Source organism: Kitasatospora sp. NPDC101176, from assembly GCF_044768035.1.
GTDB lineage: Bacteria > Actinomycetota > Actinomycetes > Streptomycetales > Streptomycetaceae > Kitasatospora.
Window position 1 is genome coordinate 142,446 of the sequence record NZ_JBIWPA010000015.1, and the last position, 14,842, is coordinate 157,287.

The following is a 14,842-nucleotide window of genomic DNA, read 5'->3' on the forward strand; positions in this document are numbered from 1 at the left end:
CCGGGGGAGCGGTGCATGCGTCACGGCATGCCGAGTTCGTTGTCGATGAAGTCGAAGAGGTCGTCGTCGGTGGCGCCCATCCGGTCCGTCAGCTCCTCGTCCGGGCCTCCCGCGGGGGCGCCGGGGCGCAACCGGGCCACCAGGGACTGCAGCCGGGCGGCCAGCTCGGGGTGCGGCTCGCCCTCGGCGAGGGCCTGTTCGAGCCGGTCGAGCTCGGTGAGCCCGGCGGGCGCGGGCACGGCCGGCCCGGGGTCGAGGTGCTCGGCGAGGTGTGCGGCGATCGCCGCGGCGGTCGGGTGGTCGAACAGCAGGGTGGCGGGCAGCCGCAGGCCGGTGGCGGCCCGCAGCCGGTTGCGCAGTTCGACGGCGGTCAGCGAGTCGAACCCGAGCTCCAGCAGGCCGCGGTCGGCCGGCACGGTGTCCTGGGCGGCGAAGCCGAGGACCAGACCGGCGTGCGAGCGGACGAGGTCCAGCAGGACGCGGGCGCGCTGCGGCCCGGCCAGGGCGGCCAGCCGGCGCTTCAGCGCCTCGGGCTCCTCCGGCCCGGCCTGCCCCGCACCGGCGGCGCGCCGGGCGGGCGGCGCGACCAGGTCGCGCAGCAGGGCGGGGACGCCGCCGGTGCCGGCCTGGGCGGCGATCGCCCGGGTGTCCAGCCGCACCGGCAGCACCGTCGCCTCGTCCAGCGCGTGCGCGGCGTCGAACAGGGCCAGACCCTCGGCCGGGGCGAAGGCCACGATGCCGCCGCGGGCGATCCGCCGCAGGTCGGCCTCGTCCAGGCCGCCGGACATGCCGCCGCCGTTCGCCCACAGGCCCCAGGCCAGCGAGCTGCCGACCAGGCCGCGGGCCCGGCGCCGGTGCGCGAGGGCGTCCAGGAAGGCGTTGCCCGCCGCGTAGTTGCCCTGCCCCATGCCGCCGAAGACCCCGGCGAGGGAGGAGAACAGGATGAACGCGGAGAGCTTGCCGCCCTCGGTGAGCTCGTGCAGGTTCACCGCGGCGTCCACCTTCGGCCGCAGCGCGGTGGCCAGCTGGTCCGGCGTCATCGACGCGACCAGCCCGTCCGCCAGCACGCCGGCCGCGTGCACCACGGCCGTCAGCGGGTGCGCCGCCGGCAGGCCGTCCAGCAGCTCGGCCAGGGCGGTGCGGTCGGCCGCGTCGCAGGCCGCCAGCTCGACCTCGGCGCCGAACGCGGCGAGCTCGGCGCGCAGTTCGGCCGCGCCCTCGGCGGCGGGCCCGCTGCGGCTGGTCAGCACCAGGTGGCGGACGCCGTGCTCGGCGACCAGGTGCCGGGCCACCAGCGCGCCGATCGCGCCGGTGCCGCCGGTGATCAGGACGGTGCCCTCCGGGTCCCAGTGCGGGGCGTCCGTCTCGGCCGCCCGCGGCACCCGGGCCAGGCGGGGCACGTAGGTGCGGCCGTCGCGCAGGGCGACCTGCGGCTCGCCGGAGGCGAGCGCCGCGCCCAGCGCGGCCCGGGAGGAGGCCAGGTCGTCCACGTCCACCAGCACGAACCGGCCCGGGTTCTCGGTCTGCGCGGAGCGCAGCAGGCCCCAGACGGCGGCCTGGGCGAGGTCCGGCACGTCGTCGCCGGGGTGGACGGGCACCGCGCCGGAGGTCAGCAGCGCCAGGGTCGAGCCGGCCAGCCGCTCCTCGGCCAGCCAGTCGCGGACCAGCGCCAGGGCCTGCCCGGTCGCCTCCCGGACGGACTCCGCGCAGTCCCCGGGCCGCTCCTGGGCGCAGCCGGCCAGCACCAGGGCGGGCACCGGCGTGCCCTCGGCCGGCACGTCGGCGGGCCGGGCGCCCGGGGGCAGCTCCGTCCAGCTCGCGCCCGCGGCGCCCGCCGCCGGCTGCGGCAGCGCCGTCCACTCGGTGCGGAAGAGTTCCTCGTGGTGCCCGGTCCGGGCGGAGCGCACCTGGTCGGCGGAGACCGGGCGCAGCACCAGCGAGCGGGCCGAGGCGACGGGGCGCCCGGCGGGGTCGGAAACCAGCACCGCGACGGAGTCCCGCCCGGTCGGGGTCAGCCGGAGCCGGACGCCGCCCGCGCCCTGGGCGTGCAGCTCGACGCCGTTCCAGGAGAACGGCAGCCAGCCCTGGCTGTCCCCCTCCGGCCCGGTGCCGGGCAGCACGTCGAAGACCAGTGCGTGCAGGGCGCTGTCCAGCAGGGCCGGGTGCAGTCCGTAGCGGGCGGCGTCGGCCCGCGGGCCCTCGGGCAGCCGGGCCTCGGCGAACACCTCGTCACCGAGCCGCCAGGCGGCGGTCAGGCCCTGGAACGCCGGGCCGTAGCCGAACCCGCCGGCGGCGAAGCGCTCGTACAGGCCGTCCACCGGCAGCGGTTCGGCGCCGGCCGGCGGCCAGGGCTCCGGGTCGTCCGCGGCGGGCCGGGCGCCGGGCGCGACCGGGGCCAGCAGGCCGGTGGCGTGCCTGGTCCAGGGCTGGCCGCCGTCCTCCGGCCGGGCGTGGAAGGCGACAGGCCGGGCCCCGGAGGGATCCGGCGCGCCCACCACCAGCTGCAGGACGGTGTCGCCGGACGGCGGCAGCACCAGCGGCGCCTCCAGGGTCAGTTCCTCGACCTGCCCGCAGCCGACCTGGTCGGCGGCCCGGACGGCCAGCTCCAGGAAGCCCGTCGCCGGGAACAGCACCCCGTCGAACACCCGGTGGTCGGCCAGCCAGGGCTGGGCCCGCAGGGAGAGCCGACTGGTGAACAGGTACCCCTCGGCGTCGGCGAGTTCGACGGCCGCGCCGAGCAGCGGGTGGTCGACGGCGAGCAGTCCGGCCGACGGCAGGTCGGCCTCGGCCGGGGTGGCCTCCAGCCAGTAGCGGCGGCGCTGGAAGGCGTAGGTCGGCAGGGCGGCGGCCTCGGCGGGCACGGCGGCGCCGAAGCGGCGGCTCCAGTCCACCGGTCGGCCGTGGACGTGCAGGGCGGCGAGGGCCGCGGTGAGCGCGGCGGGTTCGGGGCGGTCCCGGCGCAGCAGGGGCACCAGCAGGGCGTCGTCGGAGTCGTCGCCCAGGCAGTCCCGGCCGAGGCCGGCGAGGGTGCCGTCGGGGCCGAGTTCGACGTAGCCGGTGACGCCGGCCCGCTCCAGGTGGGCGATGCCCTCGTGGAAGCGGACGGTGCCGCGCAGCTGGTCCACCCAGTGCCGGGGGGAGGCGAGTTGCTCGGCGGTGGCGACGGCGCCGGTCACGTTGGAGACCACCGGGATCCGCGGCGGGTGGAACTCCACCTGCTCGGTGACCCGGCGGAAGTCCTCCAGCATCCCGTCCAGGTGCGGGGAGTGGAAGGCGTGGCCGACCCGCAGCCGTCGGGTGCGCCGGCCGAGCGCCGACCAGTGGGCGGCGATCTCCAGCACCGCGTCGGCGTCGCCGGAGACGACGGTGGCGGCGGGGCCGTTGACCGCGGCGAGGGCGACCTCGTCGGAGCGCCCGGCGAGCAGCGGGGCCAGCTCCTCGGGGGTGACGGCCAGGGCGGCCATCGCACCGCCGGCGGGCATCGCCTGCATCAGCCGGCCCCGCGCGGCGACCAGCGCCGCCGCGTCCGGCAGGGTGAGCACCCCGGCGACGTGGGCGGCGGTCAGCTCGCCGATCGAGTGGCCGAGCAGGTAGTCGGGGCGCACCCCCCAGTGCTCGGCGAGGTGGAACAGCGCGGTGCCGAGCGCGAACAGGGCGGGCTGGGTGTACTCGGTGCGGTCGAGCAGCGCGGCGTCGGCGATCGCCTCCTGCAGCGGCCGCTCCAGCAGCGGGTCGAGTTCGGCGCAGACCCGGTCGAAGGCGTCCGCGAACACGGGGTGCGCGGCGTACAGCTGGGCGCCCATCCCGGCGTGCTGGCTGCCCTGCCCGGAGAACAGGAAGGCGGTGCGTCCGCCCCGGCCCGCCGGGCCGAGCAGCAGGCCGGGGTGGCCGGCGCCGTCCGCCAGGGCCCGCAGGGCGCCGGTGCGGTCCTCGCCGACCAGGGCGGCCCGGTGCTCGAAGGAGGCGCGGGAGCCGGCCAGGGCCGGGCCCGGGTCGGCATCCGGGTGCGCGGCCAGGTGCTCCAGCAGCCGGGCGCCCTGGGCGCGCAGCGCCTCGGGGGTGCGGGCCGACAGCAGCCACGGGCCGGGCTCGACGCCCCGGCCCGCCGCGCCCGGGTCGCCGGCCGCGTCGGTGCCCGGCTCGGCGGCCGGGGCGGGGGCCGGGACGTGCTCCAGCACGGTGTGCGCGTTGGTGCCGCTGACCCCGAAGGAGGAGACCGCGGCGCGCCGCGGGTGCCCGGTGCTCGGCCAGGGGGTGTTCTCGGTGAGCAGTTCGACCGCGCCGGCCGTCCAGTCGATCTCCGGGGACGGCCGGTCGACGTGCAGGGTGCGGGGCAGCACGCCGTGCTGCATGGCCAGCACCATCTTCATGATCCCGGCGACGCCGGCGGCGGCCTGGGTGTGGCCGATGTTCGACTTGAGGGAGCCGAGCAGCAGCGGCCGGTCGGCGGGGCGGTCCTGCCCGTAGGTGGCGAGCAGGGCCTGCGCCTCGATCGGGTCGCCGAGGCGGGTGCCGGTGCCGTGCGCCTCCACGGCGTCCACCTCGGCGGGCGTCAGGCCCGCGCTCTCCAGCGCCTGGCGGATGACCCGCTGCTGGGAGGGGCCGTTGGGCGCGGTCAGCCCGTTGCTGGCGCCGTCCTGGTTGACGGCCGAGCCGCGGATCAGCGCCAGCACCGGGTGCCCGTGGCGGCGGGCGTCGGAGAGCCGCTCCAGCAGCAGCAGACCGGCGCCCTCCGCCCAGGCGGTGCCGTCGGCGGCGGCCGCGAACGGCTTGCACCGGCCGTCGGCGGCCAGGCCGCGCTGCCGGCTGAACTCCACGAACGCGCCCGGCCCGGCCATGACCGTCACCCCGCCGGCCAGCGCCAGCGTGCACTCGCCGGCCCGCAGCGCCCGGGTGGCCAGGTGCACCGCGACCAGCGCCGAGGAGCAGGCGGTGTCCACGGTCACCGCCGGGCCCTCCAGGCCGAAGGTGTAGGCGATCCGCCCGGAGGCCACGCTGCCGGCGCTGCCGATGCCGAGGTAGCCCTCGAACTCCTCGGACGGCCGGGTCACCCGCGAGCCGTAGTCACGGTAGCTGGAGCCGACGAACACGCCACCGCGGTCGCCCTTGAGGGTGTGCGGGTCGATCCCGGCGCGCTCGAACGCCTCCCAGGCGACCTCCAGCAGCAGCCGCTGCTGCGGGTCGACGGAGACCGCCTCGCGCGGCGAGATCCCGAAGAACGACGGGTCGAAGTCGCCCACGTCGTAGAGGAAGCCGCCCTCGCGGGCGTAGGTGGTGCCGACCTGCTCCGGATCCGGGTCGTACAGGCCCTCCAGGTCCCAGCCGCGGTCGGTGGGGAAGCCGCCGATCGCGTCGGTGCCCTCCACCGCCAGCCGCCACAGGTCCTCCGGGGTGCGCACCCCGCCGGGGAAGCGGCAGCCCATCGCGACGATCGCGATCGGGTCGTCCTCGGCGGCGGCCGGTCCGGCGGCGGGCGGCGCCGCCGCGGCGGGTGCCGCGGGCGCCTCGTCCGCGCCCGGCAGCTGCGGCAGCAGGTGCCCGGCCAGCGCCGCCGTCGTCGGGTAGTCGAACACCAGGGTGACGGACAGCCGCAGTCCGGTCGCCGCGGAGAGCCGGTTGCGCAGTTCGACGGCGGTCAGCGAGTCGAAGCCGATGTCCTTGAACACCCGCTCCGGTTCGATCGCCGACGGGTCCGGGTGGCCGAGCACCGCGGCCACCTCGGTGCGCACCAGCTCCGCCACCGCGGCCAGCCGCGCGGCCCGGTCCAACCCGGCCAGCCGGGCCGCGAAGGAGTCCCCGCCCGCGTCCTGCGGCGTCACCCGGGCCGCCTCGGGCAGGTCGCGCAGCAGGGCGCTCGGCCGCAGGGCGGTGTACGCCCGGACGAACCGCTCCCAGGCGAAGTCGGCGACGACCACCCGGGTGTCGTCGTGGTCCAGGGCCTGCTGCAGTGCGGCGAGCGCCGCCTGCGGCGCCATCGCGGGCAGGCCGTCGCGCACCAGCCGCTCGCCGACCGCGCCGCCGGACAGCGACTCCCCGCCCCACAGGCCCCAGGCCACCGAGGTGGCGGCGCGGCCCGCGGCCCGGCGCTGCTGCGCCAGGGCGTCCAGGAAGGCGTTGGCCGCCGCGTAGCCGCCCTGCCCGGTGCCGCCGAGGGTCCCGGCCAGCGAGGAGAACAGCACGAAGGCCTGCAGGTCCAGATCCCGGGTCAGCTCGTCCAGGTGCAGTGCCGCGTCCACCTTGGGCCGCAGCACCCCCGCGGCCCGCTCCGGGGTCAGCGAGTCCAGCACGCCGTCGTCCAGGACGCCGGCGGCGTGCACCACGGCCCGCAGCGGCCGGTCGGCCGGGACGGCGGCCAGCAGCTGCGCCAGTGCCGGGCGGTCCGCGACGTCGCAGGCCGCCACCGTGGCGCTCGCCCCCAGCTCCGCCAGTTCGGCGACCAGCTCGGCGGCGCCGGGCGCCGCCGGCCCCTGGCGGCCGGTCAGCAGCAGGTGCCGGGCTCCGGAGCGGGCCAGCCAGCGGGCGACGTGCGCCCCGAGCGCCCCCGTCCCGCCGGTGATCAGCACCGTGCCGTCCGGGTCCGGTACCCAGGCCGCCCCGCCGCCCCCGGCCGCCGCGCGCTCCAGCCGGCGGCCGTACAGACCGGACGGGCGCAGCGCCACCTGGTCCTCGCCGTCGGTGTCGGCCAGCAGGCCGGCCAGCCGGGCGCGGGCCCGGGCGTCCAGCAGCTCCGGCAGGTCGACCAGCCCGCCCCAGCGCTGCGGGTACTCCACCGCGGCCACCCCGCCCAGGCCCCAGGCCAGCGCCTGCAGCGGAGCGGCGAGCCGGTCGGAGCGGCCCACCGCGACCGCACCCCGGGTCGCGCACCACAGCGGTGCCGCCGATCCGCAGTCACCGAGCGCCTGGAGCAGGGTCACCGTGGCGGCCAGCCCGGCCGGCAGCGCCGACCCGGCGGCCTGCGGGCGCTCGTCCAGGGCGAGCAGGGAGAGCACGCCGTCCGGGCGCAGCTCCGCGAGCCGGGCGGCCAGTTCGGCCCGGCCGGTGTCCGGGACCTCCTGGACGGTGGCCCCGGCGCCGTGCTCGGTGAGCGCCCGCAGGCAGTCGGCCGTGACCGCGTCGCCGGCGGCGCCCGCCGGGACGGCCACCAGCCAGTGGCCCCGGGGGCGGCCCGTCCCGGCGGTCGGCAGGGGCCGCCACGCGACGCGGTAGCGCCAGCCGTCGACGGTGGCCAGGCCCCGGCTGTGCCGCAGCCAGGCGGCCAGCGGCGGGAGCACGGCGGCCAGCGAGCCGCGGGTGTCCTCGTCGTCGATCCGCAGCGCGTCGGCCAGCGCGGCGGAGTCCCCGCGCCCGACGGCGTCCCAGAACCGTTCGTCCGCGGGCGCCGCCGCCTCCGCCCCGCCGCTCTGCGGCTCCGCCGGGACCAGCCAGTAGTGCTGTCGCTGGAACGGGTACGTCGGCAGGCCGACCGGGCGGCCGCCGTCGGGGAACACGGTGGCCCAGTCCACCGGCACGCCCAGCACGTGCAGTTCGGACAGCGCGGTCAGGAAGCGCTCGCGGCCGCCCTCGTCGCGGCGCAGCGTGCCGACCACCGCGCCGTCGCCCCCGGCCGCCTCGACGGCCTCCTGCAGCCAGACGGTGAGCGCCGGGTGGGTGCTGGTCTCCACGAACACGTCGTAGCCGTCGGCCAGCAGGGCCCGGGCGGCCCGCCCGAACTCCACCGGGCGGCGCAGGTTGCGGTACCAGTACCCGGCGTCCAGCCGGGTGGTGTCCAGGGCGCCGCCGGTGACGGTGGAGTAGAAGGCCGTCCCGGTGCTGCGCGGCCGGACGTCGGCGAGCAGGGTGCGCAGCTCGGCCTCGATCTCCTCGACCTGCGCGGAGTGCCCGGCGAAGTCCACGCCGGGGATGGGCCAGTTCAGCACGCCGTCCGCGGACAGCTCCTCGGCCAGCTCGGCGAGGGCCTGCGGGTCGCCGGACAGCGCCACCGAGGTCGGGCCGTTGACGGCGGCGACGCCGATCCGATCGCCCCAGGCGGCCAGCCGGCCGGTGACGGCCTCCACTGCGAGCGGCACGAACAGCATGGCACCGCGGCCGGTCAGCGCGCGCAGCGCCCTGCTGCGCAGCGCGACCACCTTGGCAGCGTCCTCCAGGGTCAGCGCCCCGGCGACGCAGGCCGCCGCGATCTCGCCCTGGCTGTGGCCGACCACGGCGGCCGGTTCGATCCCGTACGAGCGCCAGAGTTCGGCCAGCGACACCATCACCGCGAACAGCACCGGCTGCACCAGGTCGACCCGCTCCAACGGGTCGCCGGAGCGCAGCAGTTCGGTCAGCGACCAGTCCACGTGCGGGGCGAGGGCCCGCTCGCAGGCGGCGATCCGCTCGGCGAAGACGGGTTCGGTGTCCAGCAGGCCGAGCGCCATCCCGGGCCACTGGGAGCCCTGGCCGGGGAAGACGAACACCGTGCGCCCCGGACGGCCGGCGAGGCCCCGGGCCACGGTGGCCGCGGTGCGCCCGGCGATCAGCTCGTCCAGGCCGCGCCGGAAGTCGTCCGGCCCGGTGCCGACCACGGCGGCCCGGTGCTCGAACGCCGTCCGCGTGCGGGCCAGCGCCCGGCCGACGTCGCGCGGGTCGTGGCCCTGGTCGGCGAGGGTGCGCAGCTGCTCGGCCCGGGCCCGCAGGGCGTCGGCGCTGCGGGCCGACAGCAGCCACGGCACGGCACGCGGCGCCGGGTCGATCCCGTCGGGTGCCTCCGGGGCGGCGGCCTCCCCGACGGGCGGCTGCTCGACGATGACGTGGGCGTTGGTGCCGCTCAGCCCGAAGGAGGAGACGCCGGCCCGGCGCGGGTGCCCGGTGGCCTCCCACGGCCGTGCTTCGGTGAGCAGTTCGACGGCGCCGGCCGTCCAGTCGACGTCCGGGGTGGGCTCGTCCAGGTGCAGGGTGCGGGGCAGCACGCCGTGCTGCATGGCCAGCACCATCTTCATGATCCCGGCGACGCCGGCGGCGGCCTGGGTGTGGCCGATGTTCGACTTGAGGGAGCCGAGCAGCAGCGGCCGGTCGGCGGGGCGGTCCTGGCCGTAGGTGGCGAGCAGGGCGTCCGCCTCGATCGGGTCGCCGAGGCGGGTGCCGGTGCCGTGCGCCTCCACGGCGTCCACCTCGGCGGTGGTCAGCCCGGCGTCGGCGAGCGCCTGCCGGATCACCTCCCGCTGGGCGAGGCCGCTGGGCGCGGTCAGCCCGTTGCTGGCGCCGTCCTGGTTGACGGCGGAGCCGCGCAGGACGGCGAGCACCGGGTGCCCGTGGCGGCGGGCGTCGGAGAGCCGCTCCAGCACCAGCAGGCCCACGCCCTCCGCCAGGCCGAAGCCGTCGGCCGCGGCGGAGAAGGACTTGCAGCGGCCGTCGGCGGCCAGGCCGCGCTGGCGGCTGAAGCCGGTCAGCGACAGCGGGGTGCCGACCACGGTGGCGCCCCCGGCGAGGGCGAGCGAGCACTCGCCGGCCCGCAGCGCCCGGGCCGCCAGGTGGACGGCGACCAGCGAGGAGGAGCAGGCGGTGTCGACGGTCACGGCAGGGCCGCGCAGCCCCAGCGTGTAGGCGATCCGGCCGGTCAGCACGCTGGTGGAGACGCCCGCGATGAACAGGCCCTCCAGTTCGTCCGGGACCCGGTCCATCGAGCCGCCGTACCCCTGGTAGGCGGCGCCGGCGAACACCCCGACCGGTTGCCCGTGCAGGGCGGCCGGGTCGATCCCGGCGCGTTCCAGCGCCTCCCAGGCCGTCTCCAGCAGCAGCCGCTGCTGCGGGTCCATGGCGAGCGCCTCGCGCGGGCTGATCCCGAAGAACGCCGGGTCGAACCAGCCGGCCCGGTGGACGAACCCGCCGGCGGCGGCGTAGCTGGTGCCGGGCCGGTCGGGGTCGGCGTCGTAGAGCCCGGCGAGGTCCCAGCCCCGGTCGGCGGGCAGTTCGGAGACGGCGTCCAGGCCGTCGGTGAGCGCCTGCCAGAGTTCCTCGGGGGAGTCGATCCCGCCGGGGTAGCGGCACCCCATGGAGACGATGACCACCGGGTCCTCCTCCGGCGCGACCGGCGCGGCCACCACCGCGGCCGACGGGCCGGCCACGGCGCCGAACAGCTCGGCGGCAAGGTGGCGGCCGAGCGCGGTGGCCGAGGAGTGGTCGAAGACGACGGTGACCGGCAGCCGCAGCCCGGTCGCCTCGTTCAGCCGGTTGCGCATCTCGACGGCCGTCAGGGAGTCGAAGCCCAGGTCGCGGAAGGCCCGGCCGGGCTCCACCGCGGCCGGGGAGTCGTGCCCCAGCACGGCCGCCGCCCGGCCCCGGACCAGCTCGGTCAGCGCCCGCTCCCGCTCGGCGGCGGGCAGCGGGCGGAGCCGCTCGCGCAGTTCGGCCGCGGCGCCGTCGGGCCGCTCGTCGGCGGGTTCGCCGGCCAGCGCGGCCCGGACCTCCGGCAGTTCCGAGATCAGCGGGCTCGGCCGGGCCGAGGTGAACACCGGCGCGAACCGCGCCCAGTCCACGTCGGCGACCACCGGCACCGGCTCGTCCAGGTCGAGCACCTGCTGCAGGGCCGTCACCGCGAGCGACGGCGGCATGAAGACGATGCCCTGGGCCCGCAGCTGCGCCTCGACCAGGTGCGCGGCCATGCCCGCGCCGCCCTCCGGGTCCCAGATGCCCCAGACCACCGAGGTCGCGGCCAGGCCGCGGGCCCGGCGCCGCTCGGCCAGTGCGTCCAGGTAGGCGTTGGAGGCGGCGTACGCGCCGTGGTCGGCGCTGCCCCACACCGAGGAGATCGAGGAGAACAGCACGAAGGCGTCCAACGCGGTGTCCCGGAACAGCTCGTCCAGGTTGGCGGCGCCGCCGACCTTCGCGTACAGCGTGTCGGCGAACTCGGCCAGGTCGGTGTCCGGCAGCGGCACCAGCAGGCCGGCGCCGGCCGCGTGCAGCACCGAGCGGACCGCGTCGCCGTCCGCGGCCAGCCCCTCCACCAGGGCGCCCAGCGCGGCCCGGTCGGCGACGTCGCAGGCGGCCAGGGTGACCCGGCAGCCCAGCGCGGTCAGCTCCTCGGCCAGCGCGGCCGCCCCCGGCGCCCGCGGCCCGGAGCGGCCCGCCAGCACCAGGTGCTCCGCGCCCGCCTCGGCCAGCCAGCGGGCGATCCGGCTGCCGACCCCGCCGGTGCCGCCGGTGATCAGCACCGTGCCTCGCGGCCGCCAGGGCCGCCCGGCGCCCGCCCGGGGGGCGGGCGAGCGGACCAGCCGGCGGCCGTACCCGGCGCCCTCGCGCAGGGCGATCTGGTCCTCGCCGCCGCGCCCGGCCAGGGCCGCGGCCAGCCGGTCGGCACCGCGTTCGTCGAGGGCCTCCGGCACGTCCAGCAGACCGCCCCAGCCGCGCGGGTACTCCAGCGCGGCGACCCGGCCCAGGCCCCAGCTCAGCTGCTGGGCGGGCGCCGGCGGCCGGTCCTGCGGGCCGACGGCGACGGCGCCGCTGCTCGCCCACCACAGGGGCGCCCGGGAACCGAGGTCGCCGAGGGCCTGCGCCAGCGCCAGGTTGAGCGCCACCCCGACCGGCACCACCGGGTGGTCGGGGTGCGGCCGCTCGTCCAGCGCCAGCAGGGACAGCACGCCGTCCGGCGCCCCGCCCGGTGCCCCGCCCAGCCGGGCGGCCAGGACCGTCCGGTCGGCGTCGGCCGCGGCCAGTTCGAGGACCGTCAGCTCGGTGCCGGCCAGCGCGCCCGCGCAGGCCGCCGCCAGCGGATGCCCGGCCAGCCCCTCCGGGACCAGCAGCAGCCAGCGCCCGGACGGCGCGGCCCGCTCCGGCCCGGCCCGCTCGGGATCGGGGAGCCGGCGCCACTCGACCCGGTAGCGCCAGGCGTCGACGGTGCCGCGCTCGCCCCGGCGCCGGTCCCAGTCGGCCAGCGCGGGCAGCACCGCGCTCAGCGGGTCCTCGGCGGCGACGCCGAGGGTGGCGGTGAGCTCCGGCAGGTCGCCGTCGCGCACGGCCGCCCAGAACCGCTCGGCGGCAGGGTCGGCCGGCTCCTCGGCCGCCCGGCCCGCCTCCAGCCAGTACCGGCGGCGCTGGAACGCGTAGGTCGGCAGGTCGACGGCCGGCCCGGGCCGCGCGCCGAACACCTGCCGCCAGTCGGGCGAGCGGCCGGCGCAGTGCGCCTCGCCGAGCGCCAGCAGGAACCGCTCCCGGCCGCCCTCCTCCCGGCGCAGCGTGCACAGCGCGGCCGCCTCGAAGTCCCCGGCCTCCGCGGTCTGCTGCACCCCGAAGGTCAGCACCGGGTGCGGGCTGGCCTCCACGAAGTAGCGGTGACCCTGCTCCAACAGGGCCCGGACGGCCGGCTCGAAGCGGACGGTCTGGCGCAGGTTGCGGTACCAGTACTCGGCGTCCAGCTCCTCGCCGGTCAGCCGGCAGCCGTCCACGGTGGAGAAGAACGGCACCCGGGCGGCCACCGGGCGCAGCCCGGCCAGCTGCTCGGCCAGCTCCTCGCGGACCTGCTCGACCTGCGCGGAGTGCGAGGCGTAGTCGACCGGGATCCGCCGGGCGTCCGGCTGCTCGGCGAGCACCAGCTCGACGGCCTCCGGGTCGCCGGACAGCACGGTCGCGGACGGCCCGTTGAGCGCCGCGACGGACAGCCGGCCCGCGCAGCGCTCCAGCAGACCGGCCAGCCGCTCGGCGGGCAGCGGCACCGAGACCATGCCGCCCTGTCCTTCGATGCGGCGCAGGGCCTTGCTGCGCAGGGCGACGACCCGGGCGCCGTCCTCCGGGGTGAGGGCGCCGGCGACGACGGCGGCGGCGATCTCTCCCTGGGAGTGGCCGAGGACGGCGTCGGGGGTGACGCCGTGGTGCTGCCAGAGGGCGGCGAGCGAGACCATGACGGCGAACAGGGCGGGCTGGACGACGTCCACGCGCTCCAGGGGCTCGCCGGAGCGCAGCACTCCGGTGAGGGACCAGTCGACGTGCGGGGCGAGGGCCTGTTCGCAGTCGGCCATGGAGGCGGCGAACACCTCGTCGGAGTCCAGGAGTTCGACGGCCATCCCGGCCCACTGGGAGCCCTGCCCGGGGAAGACGAAGGTGGTCCTGCCGGCCGGGCCCGCGGTGCCGAGCACCAGGCCGGGCGCCGTCTCGCCGCGGGACAGCGCGTCCAGGCCGGCGGCGAAGCCCGCGCGGTCGGCGGCGACCAGGGCGGCGCGGTGCTCGAAGGCGGACCGGGCGGTGGCCAGCGCCCGGCCGACGGCGGCCGGGGCGACGGCGGGGCCGCCGGCGGGTTCCGCGGTGAGGAAGCCGGCCAGGGCGGCGGCCTGGGCGCGCAGCGCCTGCGGGTCGCGGGCCGACAGCACCCACGGCAGCGGGCCGTCCGGGCCGTCCCCGGCGCCGTCCGGGCGCTCCTGCCGGTGCTCCCCGGTCTGCCGGCCCGCCTCGGCCTGCGGGTCCTCCCCGGCCTGCTGGTCCGCCTCGGCCTGTTCGACGATCACGTGCGCGTTGGTGCCGCTCACGCCGAAGCCGGAGACCCCGGCCCGGCGCGGTCGGCCGTCGGTCTCCCACGGCCGGGCCTCGGTGAGCAGTTCGACCGCGCCCGCCGACCAGTCCACGAACGGGGACGGCTCGTCCACGTGCAGGGTGCGCGGCAGCACGCCGTGCCGCATCGCCTGCACCATCTTGATGATCCCGCCGACCCCGGCGGCCGCCGAGGTGTGCCCGAGGTTGGACTTCAGCGAGCCCAGCCACAGCGGCCGGCCCGCGGGCCGGCCGCGGCCGTAGGCGGCCAGCAGGGCCTGCGCCTCGATCGGGTCGCCGAGCCGGGTGCCGGTGCCGTGCGCGTCGACGGCGTCCACCTCGGCGGGGGAGAGCCGGGCGTCGGCCAGCGCCTCGGCGATCACCCGCTGCTGGGAGGGCCCGTTGGGGGCGGTCAGCCCGTTGCTGGCGCCGTCCTGGTTCACCGCGGTGCCGCGGATCACGGCCAGCACCCGGTGCCCGTTGGCCCGGGCGTCCGACAGCCGCTCCAGCAGGAGCACGCCGACGCCCTCGGCCCAGCCGGTGCCGTCGGCGGCCGCGGCGAAGGCCTTGCAGCGGCCGTCCGCGGACAGCGCCCGCTGCCGGCTGAACGCGACGAAGGCGTCCGGGGTCGCCATCACCGACACCCCGCCGGCCAGCGCCAGCGCGCACTCCCCGGACCGCAGCGAGCGCACCGCCAGGTGCAGCGCCACCAGCGAGGAGGAGCAGGCCGTGTCCACGGTGACGGCCGGGCCCTCCAGCCCGAGGGTGTACGAGACCCGGCCGGAGACCACGCTGCCGGCCGTGCCGGTGTCCAGCAGTCCCTCCACCTCGGCGGGCTGCCGCGGACCGGAGCCGTAGCCGTTGCCGATCGCCCCGGCGAACACCCCGGTCCGGCTTCCGCGCAGCGTCGTCGGGTCGATCCCGGCCCGTTCCACCGTCTCCCAGCAGGTCTCCAGCAGCAGCCGCTGCTGCGGGTCCATGGCGAGCGCCTCGCGCGGACTGATCCCGAAGAAGCCCGCGTCGAACTCGCCCGCCGCGTACAGGAACCCGCCGCTGCGGGTGTACGAGGTACCGGTGCGCTCCGGGTCCGGGTGGTAGAGCCGGCCGACGTCCCAGCCGCGGTCGTCCGGCCAGTCGCCGATCGCGTCGCCGCCGCGCTCGACCAGCTCCCAGAGCAGCTCCGGGGTGTCGGCCCCGCCCGGGTAGCGGCAGCCCATCGCGACGATCGCCACCGGCTCGTGCCGGGCGTCCTCGGCGGCCCGCAACTCCTGCCGGGCCGTGCCGAGTTCGGCCGTGGCGCGCCTGAGGTACTCGAGGAGCTTCTCGTTGTCCTGCATCGGTCCCAGTTCTC

General features: G+C 78.3%; 1 protein-coding gene. It reads right to left on the reverse strand.

The window, feature by feature from the left end; translation table 11 throughout:
• Positions 1–20: 20 nt before the first annotated feature.
• The gene (locus tag ACIRS1_RS21625; RefSeq protein ID WP_402842220.1) at positions 21–14,828 is read right to left on the reverse strand and encodes a type I polyketide synthase; all 14,808 of its coding nucleotides are present in this window, start codon (positions 14,826–14,828) and stop codon (positions 21–23) included.
• Positions 14,829–14,842 lie beyond the last annotated feature (14 nt).